Origin of the sequence: Solwaraspora sp. WMMD791, from assembly GCF_029581195.1 — a bacterium.
In the GTDB taxonomy this organism is placed as follows: domain Bacteria; phylum Actinomycetota; class Actinomycetes; order Mycobacteriales; family Micromonosporaceae; genus Micromonospora_E.
On the sequence record NZ_CP120737.1, the window covers coordinates 659798 to 686091 of the forward strand.

Consider the following 26294-nt stretch of genomic DNA (forward strand, 5'->3'; position numbering starts at 1 on the left):
GGGCGACGAGACGGGAGACGGTGCACCGGGCGAAAGCGGTCGTTGGAGATGGCCGGCGACCGGGTGGAGCGTGGTCGGCGTACTCGTGGCGGTGCCGCGCGTCGGCGGGTCCGGGGGGACTCGACATGTTCACCAGGCGGGCATCGGCGCGGGTCGCCGGGTGGCCGCTGGCGCCGTTCATGGTGGGGCGCGCCACCACTCGAACACGATCGTCCAGGACCGTGCATCAGCGAACAGGGCCCTGACCCGGCCTTCAGTCGCAACTGGCGGATCTTTTTGGCCTGGCGGTCAAAAGTTCGAGTATTTCGATCGGAAGATCTTGCTACCCGAGCGAATGTAGCTCATGATGTGCCGCAGTCGTGATCGAGATCATCGCGTCCGCCGAGCAGCACCCCTCGGTGATGGTTCCGACCGGCACCCACCCGCACCGCCGAAGGGGGAGGAATGTCTCCACACCCACCACGATTCCGTCGACCAGTCACGTTCGCCGCCGCCGCGGTCATGCTCGGCTCGCTGGCCGCCGTCGGCGCGTCGCCGGCCGCCGCCCAGAACGCCGACCTGCCACCGCAGGAACCAGGCGTGACGTTGCGTACCTATGACGTGCGGGTACCGCTGTCGGAGATCTGCACCCTCAAGCCCGGCCAGACCCCCAACGTCGACAAACTGATGCCGGTCGTCGACTGGTCCACCGCCGCCGACTTCGGCTTCGAGGACAACTTCGTCACCCACGCGCTCGCCAACCTGCACATCGCCACCGCCGGGACCTACACCTTCCGGCTGACCAGCGACGACGGCTCCCGGCTCTACATCGACGACGCGGTCGTGGTCGACCACGACGGGCTGCACGGTGCCACCTCCATGGACGGTGCCGTCACCCTGACCGAGGGACACCACGCGCTGCGGGTCGAGTACTTCGAGGCCGGCGGCGGTCAGCAGCTCACCCTGGCGTGGCAGCCGCCGGGCGCGGCGGACTTCGTCGTCGTGCCCAACTCGGTGCTGAGCACCGACGCTGGCGTGGTCCGGGTGACCGCGCCCGGTCGTAAGGAGTGCCAGGGGGTCACCGACACCCCCGGCGACGGACTTCCACTGGACGGGGTGCACCCCGACTACACGCTGACCGACCTGCGTCCGGACGGCTTCCAACCGCAGGTCTCCGGGATGGACTGGACCGCCGACGGTCGGCTGGTCATCGCCACCTGGGGCGGCAGCGAGCAGTTCAGCGGCGAGGTCTACATCGTCGAGAACGTGGCCGCCGCGAGCGGTCCCGACGAGGTGACCTACAAGCGGATCGCCAGCGGCCTCAACGAGCCGATGGGCGTGGCGGTGGTCGACGACATCGTCTACGTCTCGCAGAAACACGAGCTCACCGAGCTGCGCGACACCAATGGTGACGAGGTCGCCGACGAGCTGCGGACGGTCGCCAGCTGGCCGTACGGCGGCAACTTCCACGAGTTCGCCTTCGGGCTGCTCTACAAGGGCGGCAACTTCTACCTGAACCTGTCGGTGGCGATCGACTACGGCGGCGCGACCACCGACCCGCAGCCGGTGGGCAACCGGGGGACCAGCGTCGTGGTGAACCGACGTACCGGCGAGGTCAGCTACGTCGCCGGTGGGTTGCGTACCCCCAACGGCATCGCCTGGGGGCCGGACAACGAGCTGTTCGTCACCGACAACCAGGGCGGCTACCTGCCGGCCAGCAAGCTGGTGCACATCCAGCCCGACCAGTTCTTCAACCACTACACCAACCCGGCCGGGCCGTACGACGCCAACCCGGTGACCCAGCCCGCGCTCTGGCTGCCGCAGAACGAGATCGCCAACTCGCCCAGCACTCCGGTGCTGCTCAAGAAGGGCCCGTACCGGGGGCAGTTCCTGATCGGCGACGTCACCTACGGCGGGCTGCAGCGGGCGTACCTGGAGAAGGTGAAGGACCAGTACCAGGGGGCGGTGTTCCGGCACACCCAGGGCCTGGAGGCCGGCGTCAACCGGGTCACCCTCGGCCCGGACGGCGCCATCTACGTGGGTGGGCTCGGCGCCGACGGCAACTGGGGTCAGCCCGGCAAGCTGCGGTACGGCCTGCAGAAGCTCACCCCGAACGACAACCGTACGTTCGACATGAAGTCGATGAGCGCCACGCCGAACGGCTTCAAGATCGAGTACACCCGGCCGCTGTCCACGGCGACGATCCAGGACATCGCCGGGCGCTACCAGGTCGAGCAGTGGCGCTACGCGCCGACCCCGACCTACGGCGGCCCGAAGGTCGACGAGGAGACGCTGCGGGTCAGCGAGGTCAAGGTCTCCAACGACCGTCGGACGGTCTGGCTGACCATCGACGGCCTTCAGCAGGGTCGCGTGGTGCACCTGCGCTCGCCCCGGTCGTTCACAGCGTCCAACGGCGAGCAGCTGTGGAGCACCGAGGCCTGGTACACCCTCAACGCCATTCCCGGCGTCCAGCCCGACCGGGTCTTCTACGAGGCCGAGGAGGGCCACCGCCAGGGCAGCGCCCGGGTCGACACCGAGCACGCCGGCTTCTCCGGGGTCGGCTTCGTCGCCGGGTTCGGGGACCTCAACGCCGCGACGACCGTGCACGTCGACGTGAAGCGCAACGGCGAGTACGAGGTGGGGCTGCGCTACAGCAACGGTCCCAACCCGTTCTCCGGCGACAAGACCGTCAGCATCTACGTCAACGGCGAGAAGGTACGCCAGACGGTCCTGCCGTCCACCGTCACCTGGAAGGAGTGGGCCACCAAGACCGAGTTGCTGACGTTGCGTAAGGGTGTCAACGCCATCCAGTACCGGGTGGAGACCGGCGACACCGGACACGTCAACCTGGACCTTGTGACCGTGCGTCAGCCCGGCGAACGGATCGTGCTGTTCGACGGTGGCGACCTGGCGGAGTGGCAGCACACCGACGGGCGTTCGGCGAGCTGGCCGCGACTGGCCGACGGGGTGATGGAGGTCTGCTGCGGCGATCTGCGTACCCGGCAGGCGTTCGGTGACTTCCGGTTGCACGTCGAGTTCAAGGTGCCGCAGTTGCCGGCGGACGTGACCGGGCAGAACCGCGGCAACAGCGGCGTCTACCTGCAGGAACGCTACGAGATCCAGATCCTCGACTCGTACGGTGACCCGACCCTGGACACCAACGAGGCCGGCGCGATCTACCTGCAGAAGGCGCCGGACGTCAACGCCGCGCGACCGGCGGACACCTGGCAGACGTACGACATCACCTACCGGGCGGCCCGCTACGACAGCTCGGGCACCAAGACCGAGGACGCCCGGGTGACGCTGGTCTGGAACGGTGTGACCGTCCACGACGACGTCGCCATCACCGGTCCGACCGGCGGCAACATCCCCGAGGGTCCGGCCACCGGATCGATCCGGCTGCAGGACCACCAGAACGCCGTCCAGTACCGCAACATCTGGATCGAGCCGTTGAGCTGATCCGGCTACCCGGCGGCGCCGGACCGGTGACCCGGTCCGGCGCCGCCGGCTGTCGCCGCCCCCGTCGCCGTCGCTCGCACCGCAGCGATATTCAATCGTTTCGTGACGGGCGACGAGAAATTGTTGACATTGGGTGCGCCGGTGGTTGACCATGGCCGGACGGCGGGGTGACCACGCTCACACCGAGCCGCACCTGCGCCCCGGGTGCACCCGCCAGGATTGACGCACCCCACGACCTTCGTCCCGGAAGGGCCTCGTCAATGAAGAAGACCCTCACCCTCGGGTTGATCGCCACCGTCGCGTTCGCCCTTACCGCCTGCACCGATTCTGACGCGACCCCGACCGACCAGGCCGACGACGACCTGCGTCAGGTCCGCGTCGCGGCGCTACCGATCACGGAGACCGCCGCACTGTGGGGCGGTATCGAGGCCGGCATCTTCGCCGAGCACGGGCTCGCGGTCGAGGTGCTGCCCGCGCAGGGCGGCGCACAGGCGATTCCGGCCCTGATCAACGGGGACATCGACTTCGCCATCGGCCAGCCGTTCGGCCCGTTCCGCGCCGACCTGCAGGATCTCGGTGTCGTGATGATCGGCAACTACGCCTCCTCCTACGCCGACGGCGACGACATCAACGCGGTCGTGGCGTCGGCAAAGTCCGGCATCACCCGGCCCGCCGAACTCGCTGGCCGCCGGGTGGCGGTCAACAGCCTCGGCGCCGCCGGCGATGTGACGATCATGGCAGCGGTGGAGCAGGACGGTGGTGACCCGAGCACGATCCAGTTCGTCGAGGTCGCCTTCCCTGACGTCCCCGCCCAGTTGGAGGCGGACAACATCGACGCCGCCTGGGTGCCGGAGCCGTTCGTCACCCAGCTGCGCAGCCGGGGCGACGTCCTGGTCGTGGAGCCCTACCAGGCGGTCATTCCCGGACTCGCGACCCTGACGACGATCACCACCGCCGAGCGCCTCGAGTCCGACGCCGACCTCATCGCCGACTTCTCCGCCGCGATGGAGCAGACGCTGCAATGGGCGCAGGACTCCGCCAACGAGGCGGCCGTGCGCCAGGCGATCAAGGACAACCTGGAGCTGCCCGAGGCGGTCGCCGACTCGGTGCGGCTGCCGGAGTTCGGTTGGGAGCTCGACCGGGCGAGCCTGGAGTCGCTCGCGACGCTCGCCGGCGAGTACGGCGTCCTGGAGCAGCAGCCGGACTTCGACCGCCTCATCCAGCAGCAGTAGCGGTGCGGTCCCGCCCGCCCGCGGCCACCGGCACGCCGCGGGCGGGACCCCCGACCCCGGGAGCGACATGCACGTTCTGCCCATCCGACGTCCCCGTTCGCTGCGCAAGGCGGTGCTGGGTGCCGTCGGACTGACCGGGTTCCTCGTCGTCTGGCAGCTGATCCCGACGCTCGGCCTGGTGAATTCGCAGTACCTGCCGTACGTCACGGACGTACTCGCACGACTCGCCGACGAGTTTCGTGACCTCGCCTTCTGGCGTCGGCTCGGGTCCACGATGACCGCCTGGGCGATCGGGCTGGGGGTGGCGACCGCGGCCGCCATCGCCCTGGGCACGCTCGTCGGTCTGGTGCCGGTCCTGCGCCGGGCCACCCACACGATGGTCGAGTTCCTGCGCCCGATCCCGTCGGTCGCGCTCATCCCGCTGGCCGTGCTGCTGTTCGGCATCCAGTTGCAGGCGGCCCTCGTGATCATCATCTACGCGTCGTTCTGGCAGGTGTTCGTGCAGGTGATCTACGGCGTCGCCGACGTCGACACGGTCGCTCGCGACACCGCGCGCAGCTTCGACCTGACCCACCGCGAGCGGCTGTTCTACCTGGTGCTGCCGACCGCCCTGCCGTATCTGATGACCGGTGTCCGGCTGGCCGCCGCGGTCGCGCTCATCCTGGCCATCACTGCCGAGATGGTGATCGGCAACCCCGGCCTCGGCCGCATGATCGAGTTGTCCCGCTCCGCCGGCGACGCCGTCGGGCTCTACGCCTTCGTCGTGGTGACCGGGCTGCTCGGGCTCGGCGTCAACCTGGTCTTCCGGTTCATCGAGCGGCGCTCGCTCTCCTGGCACCAGTCGGTACGCGGAGAGGAGGTCCAGTGACCGCGTCAGCCGTACCCGCCGACGGGCCCGCCCGCCGACCGCGTCGGCACTCCGCCGGCCGACGGATCGTCGAGAATCTGCTCTACTCCTTCGGCCTGCCCTTCCTGCTGCTGGTCGTCTGGGCAGCGGCGTCGACGTCGTCGTCGAACCGGTTCTTCCCCGGGCCGGTGCCGATCCTCGACGCGTTCGTCGCCACCTGGGTCGGTCCCGCGTTCGTCTCCGACGTGCTGCCGAGCCTGTACCGGCTGGCCCTGGGAATCGTCGCCTCGATCGTGCTCGGCATCGCCGCCGGCACGCTCATCGGCCTGTTCCGGTGGCTACGCGAGCTGCTCGAACCACTGCTGGAGTTCTTCCGGGCGATTCCGCCGCCGGTGCTGATCCCGGTCGTGATGCTGCTGCTGGGCATCACCGACACGATGCGGGTGGTGGTGATCGTCTCCGGGGCGCTCTGGCCGATCCTGCTCAACACGATCGACGGCGTCCGCGCGACCGACTCGGTCATGTCCGAGACCGCGGACTCGTTCCAGATCACCTGGTGGGAGCGGCTGTGGTTCCTGGTGCTGCCGGCGGCCAGCCCGCGCATCATGGCCGGCGTCCGCCAAGGGCTGTCGGTCGCGCTCATCCTGATGGTGATCTCGGAGATGTTCGCGTCCTCCGCCGGACTCGGATACCGGATCGCCTACTTCCAACGCAACTACCTCATCGCCGAGATGTGGAGCGGCATCCTGCTGCTCGGTCTCGTCGGTGTCCTGCTCGCGGTGACCTTCGGTGTCGTCGAGCGGCGCGTGCTGCGCTGGTACCACGGAGCAAGGGAGATCAATCGTGCCTGAGCGGAGCGTTTTGCTGCGGGTGGAGCACCTGCGCAAGGTCTACGAGTCGGCGAACGGCGACGTCGAGGCGATCGGCGACATCAGCTTCACGATGCACGCCGGCGAACTCGTCTGCATCGTGGGGCCGTCGGGCTGCGGCAAGACGACCCTGCTGAAGTGCCTGGCCGGTCTGCTGCGTCCCACCAGCGGGCGCATCGAGATGGACGGGGCTCCGGTCACCGGCCCGAGCCCCGCGATGGCCGTCGTCTTCCAGGAGTACGGTCGCAGCCTCTACCCGTGGCTGACGGTCCGGGGCAACGTCGAGCTGCCGCTGCGGCACAAGCGGCTCTCCCGCAGCCAACGGGGCAAGCTCGTCACCGACGCCCTCGAGGCGGTGGGTCTGGGCCACGCGGCCCGCAGCCACCCCTGGCAACTGTCCGGCGGCATGCAGCAGCGGGTGGCGATCGCCCGGGCCGTCGCGTACCACCCGGAAGTGCTGATCATGGACGAGCCGTTCGCCGCGGTCGACGCCCAGACCCGCGCGGACCTGGAGGATCTGGTACGGCAGTTGCACACCGACCGCAAGATCTCGATCGTCTTCGTCACCCACGACATCGACGAGTCGGTCTATCTGGGCGAGCGGGTGCTCGTGTTGTCCAAGTCGCCGACCTGGGTGCAGGAGGACCTCGCGATCGACCTTCCGGTCGAGCGCGATCAGATCACCACCCGGGCGCTACCGCGTTTCACCCAACTACGGACGCAGATCTACGGGCAGATCCAGCGGGCCAAGCGGGGGGAGACGGCGACCGCCTGACCGTGCCGTCGGACCAGTTCCGCCCGAGGGGGAGCCGTGCGTAGTCGACAACCCAAGCAGCTGCTGCTCGCCTTCTTCGGTGAGCACGTCGTCGACGACGACCCGGGTCCGATCCGTGCCAGTGTCCTGATCGGCGTCCTCGAAGGTGCCGGCGTCGCCGCCCCGGCGACCCGGGCCACCCTCGACCGGCTCGTGCAGACCGGCGTCCTCGCTCGCAGCCGGCAGGGCAGGGAGATCCGCTTCTCGCTCACCGGGCACGGGGCGGCGGTGCTGCGCGAGGCGACCGACCGGGTCCGTGGCCCCCGGCCGTTCGATCCGCAGGGCCCTGGATGGACGCTGGTCACCTTCTCCATCCCGGAGGGGCAGCGGACCCTGCGTCATCGACTACGGTCGACGTTGACCTGGGAAGGCTTCGCGCCGCTGCGCGACGGGCTGTGGCTGGCACCCGGCGAGGTCGACCTGGCCGGTTCGCTGGAGCCGCTGCGGCGGGATCTGCCGGCCGGCACCGTCGTCGCCTTCCACGCCCGGGAACTCGGCGAGTTTCCGATCGCAGAAAGCGTCCGGGCCGCCTGGGACATCGAATCGATCCGCCGGGAGCACCTCGCGTTCATCGACGTCTGGGACGACCCGGCGGCGGCGACGCAGGCGGCCAGTGCGTTGTCCGTACGGACGATGCTCGTGGCGGACTGGCTCGCGTTGCTGCGGGCCGACCCACGGCTGCCCCGGCAGTTCATGGACGCGCAGTGGCCCGCCGCACGGTCGACACAGGTCTACCGTCGGATGCACGGACAGTTGGCCGCTCCGTCGGCCGCGGAGTTCGCCGCGCTCGTCGGCGCGGCCGACGGAGTCAGCCGGCGAACCGGGCCCGCAGTTCGGCCTTCCGCACCTTCCCCGAGGCGGTCCTCGGCAGTTCGTCCACGATGACCAGGTTCTTCGGCATCTTGTAGCGGGCGATCCGGCCGTCGAGGAAGCCGCGAACCAGGTCGAGGTCGACGCGGGCACCTTCGCGGACCGTCACGATCGCCCAGGGCACCTCGCCCCACCGGGGGTCGGGTACGCCGATCACCGCGGCCCCGGTCACGCCGTCGATCTCGCTGAGCAGCAGTTCGAGCTCCGGCGGGTAGATGTTCTCGCCGCCTGAGATGATCATGTCCTTGAGCCGGCCCGCGATGTACAGGTAGCCGTCGTCGTCCAGATAGCCGAGGTCCCCGGAGCGCAACCAACCGTCCGGGGTGAACGCCGCCGCCGTCGCCTCGGGCAACCGATGGTAGCCGGGGAACACGTTCGGCCCGGCGATCTCGATCTCGCCAATGGTGCCGGCCGGCACCGGCGTACCGTCGCCGCCGGCGATCCGCACGTCGGTGAAGAAGTGCGGCAGGCCGACGCTGCCCTGCTTCGCACGGGTCATCGCCGGAGGCAGCGCCGTGGCCCCCGGTGAGGCCTCGGTCATGCCGTAGCCCTGCGAGAACGACAACCCCCGCTGCTCGTACGCGTCGAGGATCCGCACCGGCACCGCCGATCCACCGCAGGTGAGCTTCGTCAACGACGACAGGTCGGTCGACGACCAGTTCGGATGCTCGGCCATCATCTGGTACGTGGTCGGCACCCCGCTGAGCATCGTCACGCCGTAGCGCTCGATCTGGGCGAGCGCCCGGCCCGGTTCGAAGCCCTTCTCCAGCACGAGGGTCCCGCCCTTGAGGATCACCGGTAACGCCCCCATGCCCAGGGAAGCGACGTGGAACAGCGGCGAGATCATCAGCGCGACGTCAGCGGAGACCACGTCGTAGTCGACGATGCAGTTGAGCGCGACCCAGGTCAGGTTGCCGTGGGTCAGCACCGCGCCCTTGGCCCGACCGGTCGTACCCGAGGTGTAGATGATCGCGGCCGGGTCGTCCACGCTCACCTGACTCGCCGCGGCCCCGCCCGCCTCGTCGGCATCGACGTCCTCCATCAGCCGGGCCAGCCCGGGCCCCTGTGTGCTGCCGAGACCGGTGACGACGATCCGTGACGCCGCCGAGCCACCGGTGGCGGCAGCGACCCGGGACGCGAAGTCGGGATCGTGGATCAGCACCCGGGCGCCGCTGTCGGTGAGCACGTGTGTGATCTCCGGCGGCGCGAGCCGGGTGTTGACCGGGACGAAGGCCGCGCCCAGCCGTGCCGTACCGAACATGACCTGGAGGAAGTCCGGGCTGTTCTCTCCGAGGTAGGCGACGGTGTCGCCGGTGCCGACGCCGAGGCGGCGCAGCGCCGCCGCGACCCGGTCCGCGCCGTCGGCGAACTGCCGGTACGTCATCGCCGACCCCTCGCCGTGGACGAGGGCGGTCCGGTCGGGTGAGACGCGGCGGCGCTTGGCCAACCAGGCGCCGATCCCGTGCTGGTGCATCAGATCCTCCCGGTCGTGCAGGAACCCGATCTCCTGGTCACGCGTGGAAGCGGTACAGTCCCCGCGCCGCGACCGCCGGCTTGGTGCCGCCGTCGATCTCGATGGTCTGGTCGACGACCAGTTGGTAGCCGCCCCGGACCTCGGTGACCTCGACGACCACGGCGCGCATGCGGATCCGGGAGCCGACGGCGACCGGGGCGGGGAAACGCACCTTGTCGAGGCCGTAGTTGACCTTCGTCGACACCCCCTGGACGTCGAGCAGCTCCGTCCAGAACGGCACGGTCAGCGACAGGCTGAGGAATCCGTGCGCGATCGGCGTACCGAACGGCCCGTCCTTGGCCCGCTGCGGGTCGACGTGGATCCACTGGTGGTCGTCGGTGGCGTCGGCGAACAGGTTGATCTGTTCCTGGGTGACCGTCCGGTACTCGGTGTACCCCAGGTCGGTGCCGGCCAGCCCGGGCAGCTGGTCGTAGGTGATGGTCGTTGTCATGGCGTCCTTCCTTCCCCACCCGGTCCTGTCCTCATCCGGCCAGGCGCAGGAGGCGGGCGGCGTTGTGCTTGACGATGCCGGGGAGCACGTCGGGTTTGAGGTCGGTGGTCTCGACGTCCCGCAGCCAGCGGTCCGGGGTGAGCAACGGGTAGTCGGTGCCGAACAGCACCCGGTGTTTGAGGATCGAGTTGGCGTAACGCACCAGCTCGGCGGGGAAGTACTTCGGGCTCCAGCCGGACAGGTCGATCCAGGTGTTGGGCTTGTGCGTCGCCACCGACAGCGCCTCGTCCTGCCAGGGCACCGACGGGTGGGCCATGATGATCTGCAGATCCGGGAAGTCGGCGGCGATCGGATCGAGTCGCATCGGATTGGACAACCCGAGCCGCAGTCCGTAACCGCCGGGCAGTCCGGCCCCGATGCCGGTCTGCCCGGTGTGGAACAGGGCCGGCACACCGGCCTTGGCGATCAGGGCCCACAGCGGCGCGTACTGCTCGTCGCTGGGGTCGAAGCCCTGCACCGTCGGATGGAACTTGAATCCGCGTACCCCCTCGTCCTCGACGAGACGGGCGGCGGCCTCCAGGGCCGCCTCGCCGGTGCGTGGATCGACCGAGCCGAACGGGACGAGCACGTCGGCGTGGTCGGCGGCGGCCCGGGCGATCTCGGTGCTGGACAACGGAGGATGCCGCAGCTGGGTACGCGCGTCCACGGTGAACACGACGGCCGCCATCCGACGTTCGCGGTAGTACCGCGCCACGGCCTCGATCGCCGGCCGGGGACCGTCGGTGCGGAAGTACTTCGACGCGGCGGCCTCGAGTGGAGCCGGCAACGACGAATGGCCGTGGCCGTCGACCTCGATGTGCACGTGGACGTCGATGGCGGTGATCGTGTCGATGTCGATCGCTGGCTGGTACATGGCGCTGACCTCCGGCCGATGGTTCAGGACGCGGCGGGCTCAGGAACCGGCGGGGCGGAACTCCTCGGGCAGCTCCGGGAACCGCTCACCGACACTCTGCAGCGCGCCGGCGAACTCGGTCGACCAGTCGGCGAGCAGCGCCTCGTAGGTCCAGCCGCCCTCGCGGTACGCGGTCGCCACGGCCTCCGGGTGGGTCCAGATCTGAATCCGGTCGCCGCCCACACCGATCACCTGACCGGTCACCCCGGCGGCGGCGTCGGAGCCGAGGAAGGCCACGAGACCGGCGACGTCGTCGGCGGTGCCGAAGCCGAGATCGTGCCGGAAGAACGCCGGCACCGGCTCACCCTTCGCCTCGGCCTGGACCGCCGCGGCGAAGTAGGGCACGGTCGCCGTCATCGCGGTCGCCGCGACCGGCACCACGGTGTTGGCGGTGATCCCGGCCCGCTTCAACTCCAGCGCCCAGGTCCGTACCATGCCGACGATGCCCGCCTTGGCGGCGGCGTAGTTGGTCTGCCCGAAGTTGCCCCGCTGCCCGGTGGGCGAGCCGACGCAGATGATCCGGCCACCCTCGCCAGCCTGCCGCATGTGCCGTACCGCCTCGCGCACCGTGGTGAAGGTGCCGCGCAGGTGAACGTTGACGACGGTGTCGAAATCCTCGTCGCTCATCTTCCAGAGCACCGTGTCCCGGAGCACGCCGGCGTTGGTCACCACGATGTCGAGCCGGCCGAAGCTGTCGAGTGCGCTGGCGACGAGGGCCTGCGCGGTCTCGGTGGGACCGACCGGTGCGACCAGCGCGACGGCGCGTCCGCCGGCCGATCGGATCGCCGCGACCGCCTCGTCGGCGGCCCCGGCGTCGACGTCGTTGACCACGACGCTGGCGCCCTGACGGGCCAACTGCCGGGCGTAGGCCAGGCCGAGACCCCGCCCGGAGCCGGTGACGATGGCGACTTTGCCGTCCAGAGACATCGGGAACTCCTTCGCGTCGAAGCCGATCGGACCATGAACCGTTGAGAATGTCAATTATTGGCGTTGCTTGCTACCATCGTCGCCATGCCTGCGAGCGGGAAGCCCCGGCACGCCGGCGCCGACGGCCTGCGGGGCAGCGTGCTCGGCGCTGACCTGGTGTTTCTTCTCGCCCGCGCCAACGCGATCACGCTCGCGGCGGCGAACGCGGCGCTCGCCGAGCACGGGCTCAAGCCACGGTCCTACTCGGTGCTCGCGTTGGCCGCCGACGACGCCCGCCCCACCCAACGGGAGCTGGCCGAGTTTCTCCGACTGGATCCCAGCCAGGTGGTAGCCGTGATCGACGACCTGGAACGCCGTCACCTGGTGGCCCGCCACACCGACCCCGCCGACCGGCGCGCCAACGTACTGGTCGCCACCGACGCCGGTCGCGACCTGTTCGCCCGCGCCCGGGAGTCGGCCCGCGCCGTGGAACACGGCCTGCTGGCCGCCGTGACCCCTCAGGAGCACCAACGGCTGGCCGAGTTCCTGCGGCTGCTGGCCTTCCCGAGCTGAGCAGCGCCCCGGTCCGCACCGCTGGATGCCCTACCGTCCGCACCGCCGGACGCCCTACTGTCGGGGTCCGGTCAGCGCCCGGGAGATCGCCCGGCCGGCCGCCTGCACCAGCGGTGCGAGAGCCAGCGGATCGGCCCGGTCGTACGCGACCACCAATGAGACCGCCGCCGTCACACCGGTCGGACCCCAGATCGGCGCGGCGACCGAGAGCGCGTCCATCGTCACCTGGCGGTCGCTCACCGCGTACCCGACGCGCCGCGCCTCGGCGAGATGCCGGCGCAGCCGCGCCGGATCGGTGATGGTCAGCCGGGTGTAGCGCTCCAGTGGCGCGGCCAGCACCCGTTCCCGGACCTCGTCCGGCGCATGGGCCAGCAGCACCAGACCCACCCCGGTGGCGTGCAGCGCGAACCGGCCGCCGACGCGGGTCAGCACCGGCACCGCGTGCCGTCCGGCGATCCGTTCGATGAAGACGAGTTCCAGGTCCTGGCGCACCGCGAGCTGTACGTTCTCGTGCGTCACCTCGTACAGGTCCTCCAGCACCGGCAGCGCCAGCTCGCGCAGCCCCAGCCCACGCGGCGCGAGCGAACCCAGCTCCCACAGCCGCAGGCCGATGCGGAAACGCCCGTCCGCGCCGCGCTCCAGCGCCCCCCAGGCGACCAGCTCCGCCACCCGCCGGTGCGCGGTGGGCAACGGCAGGCCGGCGCGCCGGGCCAGCTCACTGAGGGTCAACGCCGGCTCGGCCGGGCTGAACGCGTCGAGCAGCGCCAGCACCTTGCTGGTGACCGACCGGCCCGGTGGCGTACCCATCCCGCCATCATCGCCGCCCGACGGTATCCGGCACGACCCGACGCTCACAGCTCCAGTACGAGTCGGGGGGTGCGGGATCGGGAGACACAGATCATCATCGTGTCACCGGCGGCCCGTTCCTCCTCGGTGAGCAGGCTGTCGCGGTGGTCGGGAACGCCAGCGCGGACCGTCGTCTCACAGGTGCCGCAGGTGCCTTCACGGCACGAGGAGAGCACTGCGACACCGGCCTGCTCCACCGCTTCCAGGATCGACGTGCCGGGCGGCACGGTCACCGTACGGCCGGTCAGTGCCAGCTCGACCTCGACGGTGGTCGCGCCGGCGCCGCCGCGGTCGCCGTCACCGCTGTCGTCGTCTCGCGGCGTGAAGCGTTCGACGTGCAGGTCACCCGTCGGCCACGTCCGGCAGCGCTGCTGCACCGCCCCGACCAGCGACTCCGGTCCGCAGCAGTAGACGACGGCACCACTCGGCCGGTCCAGCAGTTCGGCCAGGTCGAGCAGGCCCACCTCGTCCTGCGGCCGCAGCAGCACCCGGTCACCGTACCGCTGCCGCAGTTGCCCGGAGAACGCCATCGTGGCCCGGCTGCGGCCGCCGTACACCAGCCGCCAGTCGGCTCCGGCGGCGTCGACGGCGGCGATCATCGGACGGATCGGGGTGATGCCGATGCCCCCGGCGATGAACAGGTACCGGCGTGCCGCGACCAGCGGAAAGTTGTTCCTGGGCCCACGCACCGTGATCCGCGCGCCGTCGACGAGCCGGTCGTGGACCTGTCGGGAGCCGCCCCGGCCGGCGGGTTCGAGCTGTACCGCGATCTGCAGACCGCGCCGGTCGGCCGGGTCGCCGCAGAGCGAGTACGGGCGGACCAGACCCGGACCCAGCATCAGGTCGACGTGCGCGCCGGCCGACCAGCCGGGCACCTCACCACCGTCGGGCCGGCACAGGGTCAGCACCACCACCCCCGTCGCCACCTGCTCCCGGCGGGCGACCACCAGCTCCATCGTGGGCAGGTCGGCCGTGGTCGTCCGCCCACCGTGCGGTCCGACGGCGGTCATCCGACCACCAGGCCCCGGTCGGCGGCACCGGCCGGTTGCCGGTGCACCGTCGGCACCGACCGGGCCGGCCAGTGGCCACGCGGATGGTCGAGCAGCCACTGCCACAGCTCGACCGGATCGTCGCCGACCCGCTCGGCGCCGCAGTGACAGGTGCCCCGCAGGGTGTCGGTGCCCGGCAGCCAGTGGATCCGGTAGAGCCGGTCGCCGCGGGGCAACCCGTCGGGGAGGGTCACCGCGTCGCTCCCACCGACCCCGACGCGATCATCCGTGCGATCAGGCGTCGGGCGGCGAGCCCGCCGGTGTCGATGTTGATGCTCAGCTCCTGGTACCGCTCCGGTTCGGCGGCGATCACCTGCTCCAGGGTGTTCAGCGCGGTGACGTCCTGCATGACCACCGTGTGGTTGCTCTGGTAGAGGTACTCGCTGACCGATTCGTCGTCGAGGGCGAAGTCGCGCGCCACCGCCCAGAAGTCGTACGTGGTGTGCTCGGTCGACGGCGTGATGGCGTAGACGATCTCGGCGTGGAAGGCCGCACTGTCCGGACCCTCCGCCGGCGGGTAGACCCCTTGCGGGGCGATGCGGCTGTGCAGCAGGTACAGGCACGGTGGGTGGTACTCGATGTCCTGCCACCGGGTGATCCGGCCCTGGATGCCGGTGGATCGGGCATAGAACGGCGGGCATTCGGCGTCGTCCATGTGCCGGCTGACGTAGACGATGCCCTTGTCGTCGTCGACGGTGGTGGTGATGGGGGTGTTCGCCACTTCGGGGGTGCCGATGTAGCCACCGTGCAGATACGTCTCGTGGGACAGGTCCATCAGGTTGTCGACCAGCAGGCTGTAGCGCGCGTTCAGCGGTGCCATGCCACGGACCACCGTGTAGCCGGGGTCGGCCAGCCACGGCGCGCGGGGAATCGTGGCCGGGTCGGGGTCGTCGTCGCCGATCCAGACCCAGACCAGGGTGTCCTGCTCCACCACCGGGTACGCGGCGACCCGCGCGGTGCGCGGGATGCGCTGCTGACCCGGGACGAACACACAGCTGCCGGCGGGGTCGTAGGTGAAGCCGTGGTAGCCGCAGACGATCGTGTCGCCGTCGAGCCGGCTCTGCGACAGTGGGAACCGTCGGTGCACGCACCGGTCGGCCAGGGCCACCGCGGTCCCGGCCTCGGTGCGGTACAGCACGAGCGGCTCACCCAGCACGGTACGGGCGAGCAGTTCCCGGCCGACCTCGTTGCTGTACGCGGCCACGTACCACTGGTTGCGCGCGAACGGCATGTGACGGACCTCCCTGGCGGCGATGGTGGTGGGGTGGTCGTATGGTCCCGTGCGGCCCACCCGCCCGGGACCCCTACTTTCACTCAGTGAAAGCCCACCTCACCGTCGGGCCGTCAGCCCACCGTGCTGGTCGTCCACCGGCGCGACGCGGTGGTGACCGGCACGGTCGGACCGACCACCGTGGTCCGTCCCTGCACCGCCCGGTGTGCGCTGGTGCCCACCCAGATCTCGACGTCACCGGGCTCGACCACCCGGGTCGACGTACGGTCGGTGAAGGCCAACCGGGTCGTCGGCACCGTCAACTCGACAGTGACCGCCTGACCCGGTGCGAGGTGGATCCGGCGGTAGCCGAGCAACTGCGCCACCGGCCGGGTCACCGAGGCGACCACGTCACGGCCGTAGAGCTGGACCACCTCGTCGCCGGCGACCGTCCCGGTGTTGGCCACCCGTACCCGCACCACCAGCTCCCCGTCACTGGGCACCGTCGCCGGCACGGTCAGCTCCGAGTAGCCGAAGGTGGTGTAGGACAGGCCGTGGCCGAACGGCGCCGGCGGGGTCACCGCCAGGTTGGTCACCTCGTCGCCCTCACCGAGCGCCGGGTGCAGATAGGAGTACGGCTGCGCCCCGGCCGACCGGGGCAGGCTGACCGGCAGCCGTCCGGAGGGGTTGATCCGTCCGGAGAGCACGCCCGCGATCGCGGCGGCGCCCTCCTCGCCGGGGAAGAACGCCTGCACCACGGCGGCGCAGCGGTCGAGCGCCCAGCCGATCGCGTACGGCCGTCCGGTGAGCAGCACCAGGACCACCGGGGTCCCGGTGGCCAGCACGGCCTCGACGAGGTCGCGCTGCACCCCGGGCAGCTCCAGGTCGTCTGTGTCGCAACCTTCGCCGACGGTGCCGCGACCGAACAGGCCGGCGCGGTCACCGACGACGAGTACGGCGACGCTGGCGGCTGTGGCCGTGGCGACAGCCGGCGCGATGCCGGACCGGTCGTCGTCGTCGACCCCGCAGCCGTGAGCCCAGCTCACCTGGTCGGCACCGAACTCCGCCCGGACCGCGTCGAGAACCGTCGGCACCTCGATGCCGGCGTCCACACCGGGGTGCTGGGGGAGCACGTGGTTGACGAAGGAGTAGCAGCCGAACATGGCGCTGACCAGGTCGGAGTTGGGTCCGATCACGGCCACCGAGCGCCCCGGTGCCAGCGGGAGCGTGCCCTGGTTGCTGACCAGCACGATGGACCGCTCGGCGAGCCGGCGGGCGATCGCCCGGTGCTCGGCCGAGTCGAGGTCGATGTCCCGGGGCGGCTCGTCGGTGAACGTGGCGTCGAGCAGTCCGAGTTCGTGCTTCTGCCGCAGGACCCGCAGTACGGCCTGGTCGAGCAGCGCCTCGTCGACCTTGCCCGCCCGTATCGCCTCGGGCAGCCGCAGGTAGGCGTCGCCGGTGGGCAGTTCGACGTCGACCCCGGCGGTCAGCGCCTGGACCGCCGCCTCGGTGTGGTCGCCCGCGACGTGGTGCAGGAGGTTGAGGAAGGCGACTCCGAAGTAGTCGGCGACGATCACGCCGTCGAAGCCCCACTGGTCCCGGAGCAGTCCGGTGAGCAGGGTCGGGTCGGCGGCGACGGGCACCCCGTCGATCTCGGCGTAGGAGTGCATGACCGAGCGGGCGTCGCCGTCGAGTACGGCCATCTCGAACGGCGGCAGCAGGACGTCGGCGACCTCCCGTGGGCCTGCGTGCACCGGCGCGAAGTTACGGCCGGCACGGGAGGCGGAGTATCCGACGAAGTGCTTCAGCGTGGCGTGTACCCCCTGCGACTGCAGGCCGCGCACGTACGCGGTGCCGATCGTGCCGACCAGGTACGGGTCCTCGGCGATGCACTCCTCGACCCGCCCCCATCGCGGGTCGCGGATCACATCGAGCACCGGGGCGAGGCCCTGGTGCACGCCGAGGGCCCGCATCGACGCACCGATCGCCGAGGCCATCTCCGCGACGAGTTCGGGGTCGAAGGCCGCTCCCCACGCCAGCGGGGTCGGGAAGGTGGCCGCCTTCCAGGCCGACAGGCCGGTCAGGCATTCCTCGTGGACGATCGCCGGAATGCCCAGCCGGGTCCCGGTGACCAGATCGGACTGGAACTTCCACAACCAGGCCGCGCGTGCCGCCGGGTCGACGGGCCGGGTGCCGTACGCCCGGGTGAGGTGCCCCAGGCCGTGCCGGGAGAAGTCCTCCAGGCGGACGGCGTCGGCGAACTCACCCTGCAGCGGCGCGACCGACTCGCCGTCCTCCTTCTCCCAGAAGCCCACCAGCTGGGCGAGCTTCTCGTCGAGCGTCATCCGGCCGAGCAGCTCGCGGACGCGGGTCTCGCCGTCCGGAGCCGCCCGCCGGTCGCGTGCCTGCGGCAGGTCGAGGTACGACCCGGCCGGTCCCGGTGCCACCCCGTCCACCGTCGCGCGGACCTCAGTCATTGGCTGCCTTTCCTTGTCGTGCGCGGGCCACGGTTCGCCACGCGCACCGTTCGTTGTGCGGTTGCGGGTGCCTCAGCCCTTGACGGCACCCTGCAGGCCACCGACGATCTGCTTCTCGGCGATCGTGAAGAAGACCAGCGCCGGCAACATCGCCATCGAGGTGAAGGCGAGGATTCCGGCGGTGTCGGAGGTGTACTGGCTGGAGAAGTTTTGCACGCCCAGCGGAAGGGTGTGCAGGTCGGCGTCACCGAGGACGAGCAACGGCAGGAGGAACGCGTTCCAGCTCGTCACGAACGCGAGGATCCCGACCGTGACGAGCGCGGGCCGGGACAGCGGCAGCATGATGCGCCAGAGGAAGCCGAGCCGTCCGGTGCCGTCGATCGCCGCTGCGTCCTCCAACTCCTTGGGTACGGCGGTCAGGAAGGGACGCAGGATCACGATCGTCAGCGGTAGCGCGAAGGCGATCTGCGGCAGAATGACCGCGAAGTAGGAGTTGATCAGCGCCATGTCCCGCAGCATCAGATAGAGCGGCAGGATCGCCGCCCCGGCGGGAAAGAGCAGGCCGAGGGTGAAGAAGGTGTAGAGCAGCTCCCGCCCACGGAACGTGTACCGGGCGAGAACGAACGCGGCACAGAGCCCAAGTGTCACGACCCCGAGGGTCGTGCCGAAGGCGACCACGGCGCTGTTGAACGCCTGTTGCCAGAAGCCGCTCTGGGACAGCACCCGTACGTAGTTGTCGGTCACCCAGGGGTCGGGCAGCGCGGCCGGGTCGGCGACGATCTGTGGCGTGGTCCGGAAGCCGCCGATGATCACATAGATCACCGGTGCGATCGACGCACCGACGACCACGAGGGCCAGTGCGTAGGTCAAGGGGCTGCCCCACGCCGAGTCCCGGCGGCGGACGTCCCGGCGGCGCCTGGTGGGCGGCGCGGCGACAGCGGTCGCGGTCACGTCAGCCCCTCCTTCCGGTCACTGCGCCCTCGATGTCCCGGCGGAGGAGGAACCGCTGGAACAGCAGCGCGGCGATGAACGAGATCACGAACAGAATCACGGCGATCGCGTTGCCGTAGCCCCACAGTCGCGCGAAGAAGCCGTTGTCCACCATGTAGGTCGCCATCGTGGCCGAGGCGCCCAGCGATCGCACGGCGGGCACCGAGGTCACCCAGATCACGTCGAAGACCTGCAACGAGCCGATCATCGACAGGAACATCCAGATCCGGATCGTCGGCCCGAGCAGTGGCAGGGTGATGTGCCGTTGGATCTGCCACCAGCTGGCACCGTCGATCTCGGCCGCTTCGGTCAGCTCCGGCGGCACGTTGGACAGTCCGGCGAGCAGCAGAATGATCGCGAAGCCGACGTACTTCCAGGTGAGGACGAACAGCAGGGTCCAGATGACGATGTCGAGGTCGGCCAGCCATGGCCGCACCAGACCGCCCAGCCCGATCGACCGCAGCAGCGCGTCCGCCGTACCCCCGTCGGTCAGCAGCAGTTTCCACATGATGCCCGCGGTGACCTCGGCGAGCACGTAGGGGACGAAGACCAGCAGGCGGAACATCCGTCGGCCGCGGAACGGCCGGTTGAGCAGCAGGGCGATGCCCAGGGCGATGGGACCCTGGATGATCAGCGAACCGACCACGATGAACGCGTTGTTGCGCAACGCGTCGATGAAGATCGGATCCTGGAAGGCGAGGATGTAGTTGTTCAGGCCCACGAAGTCCGTCGGGGGGCCGACTCCCCGCCAACGGAAGAGGCTGTAGTAGAACGCGAAGCCCATCGGGACCAGCACGAACATCACGTAGACGACGACCGCCGGGGTGGTGAGCCCGATGATCTCGTACCACTTGCGTCGGGTCTCGGCCGCGCGGGAGGATCGGCGCTGCGCAGGCCGGACCCCCGCCGGCGGCGTGGTGACGCCGCCGGCGGGGCTCTGGTTCTGACTGATCGTGGTCACTTGCTTGCGGCCGACTTCATTGCCGCGACGACGTCCTCGGGCGAGCCGTTGCCGGCGAAGATCGCGACGATCGCGTCGTTCATCGCGTTGCCGACCGTGCTGCCGAAGGCCGTGTCCAGCCAGAGCTGGACGTAGGACGCGTCGGTGGTCGCCGCCAGGATCGACTGCAGCGCCGGGTCGGTGACGGACTCGGCCGCCTCCGGGGCCACCGGAAGACCGGTGCCGGTCTCGGCGTAACCCTGCTGCACCTCGGGGCTGACGATGTACTTCAGGAACTCGACGCACTCCGCCGGAGCGTTCTTGGCACAGGCGAACCCGTCGCCGCCGCCGAGCGCCGCGGTCGGGTCACCGGCAGAGCCGGAGATGGCCGGTACGGGGAACCAGCCGATGAACTCGGCGAGCGCCTCCGGGTCGGAGGCGACGGTGTCCAGCGTGCCCCGGTTCCAGTCACCCATCAGCTCCATGGCTGCCTGACCGTTGGCGAGCAGCCCGTTGGCGCTGGTCGGGTCGTTCTGGCCCGGCGTGGCGATGAAGTTGGGCTGGAACGGCTCGGTCTCGATGAACGCCTGCAGGTCCTCGCCGGCCTTGACGAAGCACGGGTCGTCGAAGTTCAGCTCGGTGGAGGCCGTCCGCAGGGTGTCCACGGAGCAGGCACGCAGGGCGAAGTTGTACCACCAGTGCGCGGCGGGCCACTTGTCGCCGGCACCGAGGGCGATCGGGACGACGTTGATCGCCTTCAGCTTGGTGACCGCGTCGTTGAGCTCGTCGAACGTGGTCGGGGGAGTGGTGATACCGGCCTGGGCGAACAGGTCCTTGTTGTACCAGATGCCTTCGATGCCCATCCGGTACGGCAGACCGTACTGCCGGCCGTCGGCCTGCCAGATCTCCACCGACGAGCCGATCCGTTCGACCTCGTCCTGGACCTGGTCGGTGATGTCCTTCAGGTAGTCGGCTTCCGCCTGCTCCTGCAGCTCACCGCCGCCCCAGGCCTGGAAGATGTCCGGCGGGTCGTTGCTCAGCAGCGCGGCGGGCAGCCGGGTGCGCTGGAGCTGATTGGTCTCGATCCCCTCGATCTCGATCGTGACCGTGGGGTGCAGCGCGGAGAAGTCCTTGGCGACCTTCTCCCAGTAGTCCTTGCCGGGGCCGTCCTGCGAGGCGTTGTGCCACCAGGTCAGGGTCACCGGGTTCTCGTACAGTTCACCGGCAGCCTCGCTGCTGTCGTCGCCGCTGCTGCAGCCGGTGGCTAGAAGGGTGCTGGTCAGAAAGAGCGCTAGGACGGCGCCTGCGCGGCGCGATATCGCCATTGGGGGTCTCCTCGACTGGTCAGTCGGGTGCTTGGCCTGACGGGGAGTTTTACAGCCATGTAACGCGGTGTCAATCGGTATCGATAACGTTTTCGACTCGGCGGTGACGGGCCGCCGCCGGCCCCCTATCATCGTCGACGTGGAGTTCCCGCAGCGTGTGAAGATGTCGGACGTAGCCCAGGCGGCCGGCGTCTCGGTGGCGACCGTGTCGAAGGTCGTCAACGGCCGGTACGGCGTCGCGCAGGCGACCGTGGAGCGGGTGCGGCGGGTCATCCATCAACTCGGCTACGAGGCGAGCCTGGGCGCCCAGAGCCTGCGCAGCCACCGGACGAACGTGCTGGGCATCCTGGTCGCCGAGTTCGAACCGTTCTCCACCGAGCTGCTCAAGGGGGCCTCCAAGGAGGTAGCCGGTACCGGCTACCAGCTGCTGGCGTACTCCGGCGGCGACGGCGACGGCGCGGCCATCGGCTGGGAGCGTCGCTCGTTGGCCCGGCTCTCCGGCACCCTCATCGACGGTGCCGTGGTCGTCACCCCGACCGTGGTGGAGACGAAGCAGGGCTTCCACGTCGTGGCGGTCGACCCGCACACGGGCCCCTCCGGCCTGCCCACCGTCGACTCGGACAACTTCGCCGGTGCCATCCTCGCGACCAACTACCTGCTCGCTCTCGGGCACCGTCGGATCGGGCACATCAGTGGCCGGACCGATCTGGAGTCGGCGCGGTTGCGGGAGGCGGGCTTCCGTCAGGCCATGGCCGACGCGGGCGTGCCGGTGGACGACGCCCTCGTACGGGTCGGTGGCTTCCGGATCGAGAGTGCCGCCGGCACCGTCGCCGAACTGCTCGCGCTGCCGGATCCGCCGACGGCGATCTTCGCCGGTAACGACCTGTCCGCGATCTCCACGCTGAACGTCGCCCGCGAGATGGGGCTGAGCGTCCCCGACGACCTGTCGGTCATCGGGTTCGACAACATCCCGGAGTCCGCGCTGGTCAATCCGCCGCTGACCACGATCATGCAGCCGCTGCAGCGGATGGGCGCCGAAGCGTTGCGGCTGCTGGTGGACCTGATCGCCGGGGTGGAGCGCGACACCCACATCCGGCTGCCCACCGAGCTCGTGGTGCGCGCCTCGTGCCGCCCCTACCGTCCGCCGGTCAGCGAGGGCTCCCCGGCCGCGCCGGCGGTGCCGGCCCCTGCGGTGTCCGCGCCGGCGGTGCCGGCCCCGGCGGTGCCCGCGCCGGCGGTGCCCGCCTCTTGACCGCGCCGACGCCGCACTCGTAGCCTCGCGGGGTCAATGAAACGTTTCACAGATCGCCGTTGGCTGGAGCATCCGCGGAAGGAATCTGATGACCGATCCCCTGGTGCGGGACCTGCTGGCCCGCAGCAACCGGCTCGGTGCCGACCCGTCCGTCACCAACTACGCCGGCGGCAACACGTCGGCCAAAGGCGCCCAGACCGATCCGGTGACCGGCGAGCCGACCGACCTGCTCTGGGTCAAGGGCTCCGGCGGCGACCTCGGGACCCTCACCGAGCAGGGACTGTCCGTGCTGCGCCTCGACCGGCTGCGGTCCCTGATGGACGTCTACCCGGGAGTCGACCGGGAGGACGAGATGGTCGCCGCGTTGACGTACTGTCTGCACGGGCCGGGCGGCGCGGCGCCGTCGATCGACACCGCGATGCACGGCCTGGTCGACGCGGCTCACGTCGACCACCTGCATCCGGACGCGGCGATCGCGATCGCCACCGCCGCCGACGGACCGGCGCTGACCGAGACGATCTTCGGCGGCCGGGTCGTCTGGGTGCCGTGGCGGCGGCCGGGCTTCCAACTCGGTCTCGACATCGCCACGGTACGGCGGACCCAGCCGCAGGCGATCGGCGTCATCCTCGGTGGACACGGCATCACCGCCTGGGGCGACACCAGCGACGAATGCGAGGCGCGCTCGCGGGAGATCATCTCCACCGCGGCCAGATACCTCGCCCGGCACGGCCGGCCCGAACCGTTCGGTGCCCTGCTCCACCCGCCGCTGCCGCTGGAGCAGCGTCGGACCCGGGCCGCCGCGCTCTTTCCCGTCCTGCGTCGGCTCGCCAGCACCGACCGGCGGCAGGTGGGTCACTACCTCGACGACGACGTGGTGCTGGACTTCGTCGGCCGGGAACGGATGCCGCACCTCGCGGCCCTGGGCACCTCCTGCCCGGACCACTTCCTGCGGACGAAGATCCGGCCGATGGTGCTCGACCTGGCACCGACGGCCGGGCTGGCGGAGACGACGGAGCGTTTGGCGCAGCTGCACGCCGACTACCGGGCGGACTACCAGGCCTACTACGAGCGGTACGCCGGCCCGGACAGCCCCGCGATGCGCGGCGCCGACCCGGCCGTCGTCCTGGTACCGGGCGTGGGCATGTTCAGCTTCGGCGCGGACAAGCAGACCGCCCGCGTCGCCGGCGAGTTCTACGTCAACGCCATCGCCGTGATGCGCGGCGCCGAGGCGGTGTCGACGTACGCGCCGATCGACGAGGCGGAGAAGTTCGGCATCGAGTACTGGGCGCTGGAGGAGGCCAAGCTGCGGCGCAGGCCGAAACCCCGGCCGCTGGCGACCCGGGTCGCGCTGGTCACCGGTGGCGGGTCGGGCATCGGCCGGGCGATCGCCCATCGGCTCGCCGCCGAGGGTGCCTGCGTCGCGGTCACCGACCGCGACGCCGCCGCCGCGCAGGCGGTGGCGGACGAGATCGGCGGCGGCCCGGACGTCGCTGTCGCCGTACCGCTGGACGTCACCGACGAGGCGCAGGTCGACGATGCGGTGCGGGCCACCGTACTGGCCTTCGGCGGCATCGACCTGGTGGTCAACAACGCCGGACTGTCACTGTCGAAGCCGCTGATGGAGACCACCGCCGAGGACTGGGACGTCCAGCACGACGTGATGGCCAAGGGCTCCTTCCTGGTGTCCAGGGAGACCGCCCGGGTGCTCGTCGCCCAGCGGATGGGCGGCGACATCGTCTACATCGCCAGCAAGAACGCGGTCTTCGCCGGCCCGAACAACATCGCCTACGGCGCGGCAAAAGCCGACCAGGCCCATCAGGTCCGGCTGCTCGCGGCGGAACTCGGCGCGCACGGCATCCGGGTCAACGGCGTCAACCCCGACGGCGTCGTGCGCGGTTCCGGGATCTTCGCCGGCGGCTGGGGTGCCGACCGGGCGGCGGTGTACGGCGTACCGCTGGAGCGGCTCGGCGAGTTCTACGCCCAGCGCACCCTGCTCAAACGGGAGGTCGGGCCGGAGCACGTGGCCAACGCCGTCGTCGCGCTCACCGCTGGTGACTTGTCGCACACCACCGGCCTGCTCGTGCCGGTCGACGCCGGCGTCACCGCCGCCTTCCTGCGATGACCCCGCGCGCGACGCGTCCGGTCAGCGTCGCCGCCGCCGACCTGGGTGCCTCCAGCGGCCGGGTGCTGCGCGGCGAGATCGGCCCTGACCAGCTGCGGCTGACCGTGGCGCACCGGTTCGCCAACGAGCCGGTACGCGTCGCGGGAACCCTGCACTGGGACATCCTGGCGCTGTTCCGTGACGTGCTGGTCGGGCTGCGGGCCGCCGGCCCGGTCACCAGCATCGGCGTCGACTCCTGGGCGGTGGACTACGCTCTGCTCGACGCAGACGGCGCGTTGCTCGGCAATCCGGTGCACTACCGAGACGGGCGCACCGACGGCGTACCGCAGCGGCTGGCCCGCCGGCTCGGGGCCCGTCGCCTCTACACCACCACCGGGCTGGCCCAGCAGCCCTTCAACACCCTCTGCCAGCTCGTGGCGGCCGCCGACGCACCACAGCTCGCCGCCGCCCACCGACTGCTGATGATCCCGGACCTGATCACCTACTGGCTGACCGGGCGGGTCGGCGTCGAGGCCACCAACGCCTCGACCACCCAGCTGTACGACCTGCGTACCGGCACCTGGGCGGTCGAGCTGATGGCCGAGGCCGGCATTCCGGCACGCCTGTTCCCGCCGCTGTGGCGGCCCGGCGCCCGGATCGGTCCCACCCTGGCGGAGCTGGACCTGCCCGGTGCGCCGCACGTGGTGGCGGTCGGCTCCCACGACACGGCGTCCGCAGTCGTCGCGGTGCCCGCCACCAGCGAAAACTACGCCTACATCTCCTGCGGCACCTGGTCGCTCGTGGGGGTCGAGCTGGACCAGCCGGTGCTGACCGAGGCCAGCCGCCGGGCGAAGTTCAGCAACGAGGGCGGTGTCGACGGCACCATCCGCTATCTGCGCAACGTGACGGGCCTGTGGCCGCTGCAGGAGTGCCTGCGCGGCTGGGACAACCCCGAGCTGCCCGCGCTGCTCGCCGCAGCCGCCGCCGAGCCCGCCTTCCGTAGCGTGGTCGACATCGACGATCCGGTGTTCCTGCCACCAGGGGACATGCCGGCGCGGGTCGCCGAGGCGTGCCGTCGGTCCGAGCAGCCGGTGCCGCGGTCACCGGCTGCTGTCGTCCGCTGCGTCCTGGACAGTCTGGCGCTGGCGCACCGCCGCGCGGTCCACCAGGCGCAGGAGCTGTCCGGCCGGCGTGTGGACGTCGTACACATCGTCGGCGGTGGTGCGCGCAACGCGCTGTTGTGCCAGCTCACCGCCGACGCCTGCGGGCTACCGGTGCTGGCCGGCCCGGTGGAGGCCACCGCGATCGGCAACCTGCTGGTCCAGGCCCGCGCCGCCGGGGCGGTCGCCGGCGACCTGGCCGCGTTGCGCCGGCTGGTCCGCGACACCCAGCGGATCACGCGGTACCGGCCCCGGGACGGATCTGTACCGAGTCGGCTGATTCGATAGACTGACCGGCGATCGTGGTGTCGGCCTCGGCGGGCCGGTGCCGGTGTCGACCCCCTGCGGCTGCGTTCCGGTCCTCGGCGAGCCGGGTGCGCGCCGTCACCGCCAGCAAGGAGCCCCTTCGTGCCAGCAATCCGCCGATCCCGCGACCGCCGCGACCGTGCCGACGGTCACCTGCCGGGAGGTGCCGCGCG

22 protein-coding genes are annotated in these 26294 nt (G+C 70.6%); 10 read left to right on the forward strand and 12 right to left on the reverse strand.

Translation table 11 applies throughout. The features are described from left to right. Positions 1-444: 444 nt before the first annotated feature. From O7623_RS02840 to O7623_RS02865, 6 genes are all read left to right on the forward strand, one after another. Entirely contained in the window at positions 445-3438 is a 2994-nt protein-coding gene (locus O7623_RS02840; protein WP_282227013.1) for a family 16 glycoside hydrolase, read from the forward strand. A gap of 260 nt (positions 3439-3698) precedes the next feature. Further along, positions 3699-4670 (forward strand): ABC transporter substrate-binding protein, encoded by a 972-nt coding sequence (locus O7623_RS02845; RefSeq protein WP_282227014.1) that lies wholly within the window; start codon positions 3699-3701, stop codon positions 4668-4670. Between the two features lie 67 nt (positions 4671-4737). Further along, positions 4738-5538 carry an ABC transporter permease gene (locus O7623_RS02850; RefSeq protein ID WP_282227015.1) on the forward strand — a complete coding sequence of 267 codons (801 nt, stop codon included), beginning with the start codon at positions 4738-4740 and terminating at the stop codon, positions 5536-5538. Next, the gene (locus O7623_RS02855) at positions 5535-6368 is read left to right on the forward strand and encodes an ABC transporter permease (protein ID WP_282227016.1); all 834 of its coding nucleotides are present in this window, start codon (positions 5535-5537) and stop codon (positions 6366-6368) included. Before O7623_RS02850 ends, O7623_RS02855 begins: the two co-directional genes overlap by 4 nt. Beyond that, positions 6361-7161, forward strand: coding sequence for an ABC transporter ATP-binding protein (locus O7623_RS02860; RefSeq protein ID WP_282227017.1), 801 nt, complete (start codon positions 6361-6363; stop codon positions 7159-7161). Before O7623_RS02855 ends, O7623_RS02860 begins: the two co-directional genes overlap by 8 nt. 36 nt (positions 7162-7197) lie before the next feature. Then, complete coding sequence (locus O7623_RS02865; protein WP_282227018.1) at positions 7198-8085, forward strand: PaaX family transcriptional regulator C-terminal domain-containing protein; 888 nt, start codon at positions 7198-7200, stop codon at positions 8083-8085. On the opposite strand, the gene O7623_RS02870 is transcribed toward O7623_RS02865, so the two are convergent. From O7623_RS02870 to O7623_RS02885, 4 genes are read right to left on the reverse strand one after another with little or no spacing between them, the layout of a single operon-like run. Further along, a complete protein-coding gene (locus tag O7623_RS02870) occupies positions 8009-9544 on the reverse strand; it encodes a long-chain fatty acid--CoA ligase (protein WP_282227019.1) in 1536 nt (511 codons plus the stop codon). The two genes, O7623_RS02865 and O7623_RS02870, sit on opposite strands and share 77 nt — an antisense overlap. Positions 9545-9581: 37 nt before the next feature. Further along, on the reverse strand, positions 9582-10034 hold the full coding sequence (locus O7623_RS02875; protein WP_282227020.1) for a MaoC family dehydratase: 453 nt from the start codon (positions 10032-10034) through the stop codon (positions 9582-9584). Between the two features lie 31 nt (positions 10035-10065). Next, complete coding sequence (locus tag O7623_RS02880) at positions 10066-10947, reverse strand: amidohydrolase family protein (protein WP_282227021.1); 882 nt, start codon at positions 10945-10947, stop codon at positions 10066-10068. Between the two features lie 39 nt (positions 10948-10986). Then, complete coding sequence (locus O7623_RS02885) at positions 10987-11913, reverse strand: SDR family NAD(P)-dependent oxidoreductase (protein ID WP_282227022.1); 927 nt, start codon at positions 11911-11913, stop codon at positions 10987-10989. Between the two features lie 84 nt (positions 11914-11997). Here O7623_RS02885 and O7623_RS02890 point away from each other — a divergent pair, with 84 nt between their 5' ends. After that, positions 11998-12465 (forward strand): MarR family winged helix-turn-helix transcriptional regulator, encoded by a 468-nt coding sequence (locus O7623_RS02890; RefSeq protein ID WP_282227023.1) that lies wholly within the window; start codon positions 11998-12000, stop codon positions 12463-12465. Between the two features lie 54 nt (positions 12466-12519). Here O7623_RS02890 and O7623_RS02895 read toward each other — a convergent pair whose 3' ends face one another. The 8 genes from O7623_RS02895 to O7623_RS02930 all read right to left on the reverse strand — a co-directional run bounded on the left by O7623_RS02895 (position 12520) and on the right by O7623_RS02930 (position 21302). Then, a complete protein-coding gene (locus tag O7623_RS02895) occupies positions 12520-13272 on the reverse strand; it encodes an IclR family transcriptional regulator (protein WP_282227024.1) in 753 nt (250 codons plus the stop codon). A gap of 44 nt (positions 13273-13316) precedes the next feature. Beyond that, positions 13317-14321: a PDR/VanB family oxidoreductase gene (locus tag O7623_RS02900; RefSeq protein ID WP_282227025.1), complete on the reverse strand. Its 1005-nt coding sequence runs from the start codon at positions 14319-14321 to the stop codon at positions 13317-13319. Then, positions 14318-14554: a hypothetical protein gene (locus tag O7623_RS02905; RefSeq protein WP_282227026.1), complete on the reverse strand. Its 237-nt coding sequence runs from the start codon at positions 14552-14554 to the stop codon at positions 14318-14320. Before O7623_RS02905 ends, O7623_RS02900 begins: the two co-directional genes overlap by 4 nt. Then, positions 14551-15591: an aromatic ring-hydroxylating dioxygenase subunit alpha gene (locus O7623_RS02910; RefSeq protein ID WP_282227027.1), complete on the reverse strand. Its 1041-nt coding sequence runs from the start codon at positions 15589-15591 to the stop codon at positions 14551-14553. The genes O7623_RS02905 and O7623_RS02910 overlap by 4 nt, the downstream gene beginning before the upstream one ends. A gap of 113 nt (positions 15592-15704) precedes the next feature. Beyond that, positions 15705-18047, reverse strand: a complete 2343-nt coding sequence (locus O7623_RS02915; protein WP_282227028.1) for a glycoside hydrolase family 3 N-terminal domain-containing protein — start codon at positions 18045-18047, stop codon at positions 15705-15707. Between the two features lie 72 nt (positions 18048-18119). After that, positions 18120-18917 (reverse strand): carbohydrate ABC transporter permease, encoded by a 798-nt coding sequence (locus O7623_RS02920; RefSeq protein ID WP_282229294.1) that lies wholly within the window; start codon positions 18915-18917, stop codon positions 18120-18122. Between the two features lie 82 nt (positions 18918-18999). Further along, positions 19000-19998 (reverse strand): sugar ABC transporter permease, encoded by a 999-nt coding sequence (locus tag O7623_RS02925; protein ID WP_282227029.1) that lies wholly within the window; start codon positions 19996-19998, stop codon positions 19000-19002. Next, the gene (locus O7623_RS02930) at positions 19995-21302 is read right to left on the reverse strand and encodes an extracellular solute-binding protein (protein ID WP_282227030.1); all 1308 of its coding nucleotides are present in this window, start codon (positions 21300-21302) and stop codon (positions 19995-19997) included. Before O7623_RS02930 ends, O7623_RS02925 begins: the two co-directional genes overlap by 4 nt. A 163-nt stretch (positions 21303-21465) precedes the next feature. Between O7623_RS02930 and O7623_RS02935 the strand changes: the two genes are divergently transcribed. From O7623_RS02935 to O7623_RS02945, 3 genes are all read left to right on the forward strand, one after another. Further along, complete coding sequence (locus tag O7623_RS02935; protein WP_282227031.1) at positions 21466-22554, forward strand: LacI family DNA-binding transcriptional regulator; 1089 nt, start codon at positions 21466-21468, stop codon at positions 22552-22554. An 88-nt stretch (positions 22555-22642) separates the two neighbouring features. Beyond that, positions 22643-24676, forward strand: coding sequence for a bifunctional aldolase/short-chain dehydrogenase (locus tag O7623_RS02940; protein WP_282227032.1), 2034 nt, complete (start codon positions 22643-22645; stop codon positions 24674-24676). Continuing rightward, positions 24673-26103, forward strand: a complete 1431-nt coding sequence (locus O7623_RS02945) for a rhamnulokinase family protein (protein ID WP_282227033.1) — start codon at positions 24673-24675, stop codon at positions 26101-26103. The genes O7623_RS02940 and O7623_RS02945 overlap by 4 nt, the downstream gene beginning before the upstream one ends. Positions 26104-26294 lie beyond the last annotated feature (191 nt).

Bases quoted from the DNA above. Each gene is read 5' to 3' on its own strand.
- O7623_RS02840 (WP_282227013.1), top strand. From the start codon at position 445: ATGTCTCCACACCCACCACGATTCCGTCGACCAGTCACGTTCGCCGCC.
- O7623_RS02845 (WP_282227014.1), top strand. From the start codon at position 3,699: ATGAAGAAGACCCTCACCCTCGGGTTGATCGCCACCGTCGCGTTCGCC.
- O7623_RS02850 (WP_282227015.1), top strand. From the start codon at position 4,738: ATGCACGTTCTGCCCATCCGACGTCCCCGTTCGCTGCGCAAGGCGGTG.
- O7623_RS02870 (WP_282227019.1), bottom strand. From the start codon at position 9,544: ATGCACCAGCACGGGATCGGCGCCTGGTTGGCCAAGCGCCGCCGCGTC.
- O7623_RS02875 (WP_282227020.1), bottom strand. From the start codon at position 10,034: ATGACAACGACCATCACCTACGACCAGCTGCCCGGGCTGGCCGGCACC.
- O7623_RS02880 (WP_282227021.1), bottom strand. From the start codon at position 10,947: ATGTACCAGCCAGCGATCGACATCGACACGATCACCGCCATCGACGTC.
- O7623_RS02885 (WP_282227022.1), bottom strand. From the start codon at position 11,913: ATGTCTCTGGACGGCAAAGTCGCCATCGTCACCGGCTCCGGGCGGGGT.
- O7623_RS02890 (WP_282227023.1), top strand. From the start codon at position 11,998: ATGCCTGCGAGCGGGAAGCCCCGGCACGCCGGCGCCGACGGCCTGCGG.
- O7623_RS02895 (WP_282227024.1), bottom strand. From the start codon at position 13,272: ATGGGTACGCCACCGGGCCGGTCGGTCACCAGCAAGGTGCTGGCGCTG.
- O7623_RS02900 (WP_282227025.1), bottom strand. From the start codon at position 14,321: ATGACCGCCGTCGGACCGCACGGTGGGCGGACGACCACGGCCGACCTG.
- O7623_RS02910 (WP_282227027.1), bottom strand. From the start codon at position 15,591: ATGCCGTTCGCGCGCAACCAGTGGTACGTGGCCGCGTACAGCAACGAG.
- O7623_RS02915 (WP_282227028.1), bottom strand. From the start codon at position 18,047: ATGACTGAGGTCCGCGCGACGGTGGACGGGGTGGCACCGGGACCGGCC.
- O7623_RS02930 (WP_282227030.1), bottom strand. From the start codon at position 21,302: ATGGCGATATCGCGCCGCGCAGGCGCCGTCCTAGCGCTCTTTCTGACC.
- O7623_RS02935 (WP_282227031.1), top strand. From the start codon at position 21,466: ATGTCGGACGTAGCCCAGGCGGCCGGCGTCTCGGTGGCGACCGTGTCG.
- O7623_RS02940 (WP_282227032.1), top strand. From the start codon at position 22,643: ATGACCGATCCCCTGGTGCGGGACCTGCTGGCCCGCAGCAACCGGCTC.
- O7623_RS02945 (WP_282227033.1), top strand. From the start codon at position 24,673: ATGACCCCGCGCGCGACGCGTCCGGTCAGCGTCGCCGCCGCCGACCTG.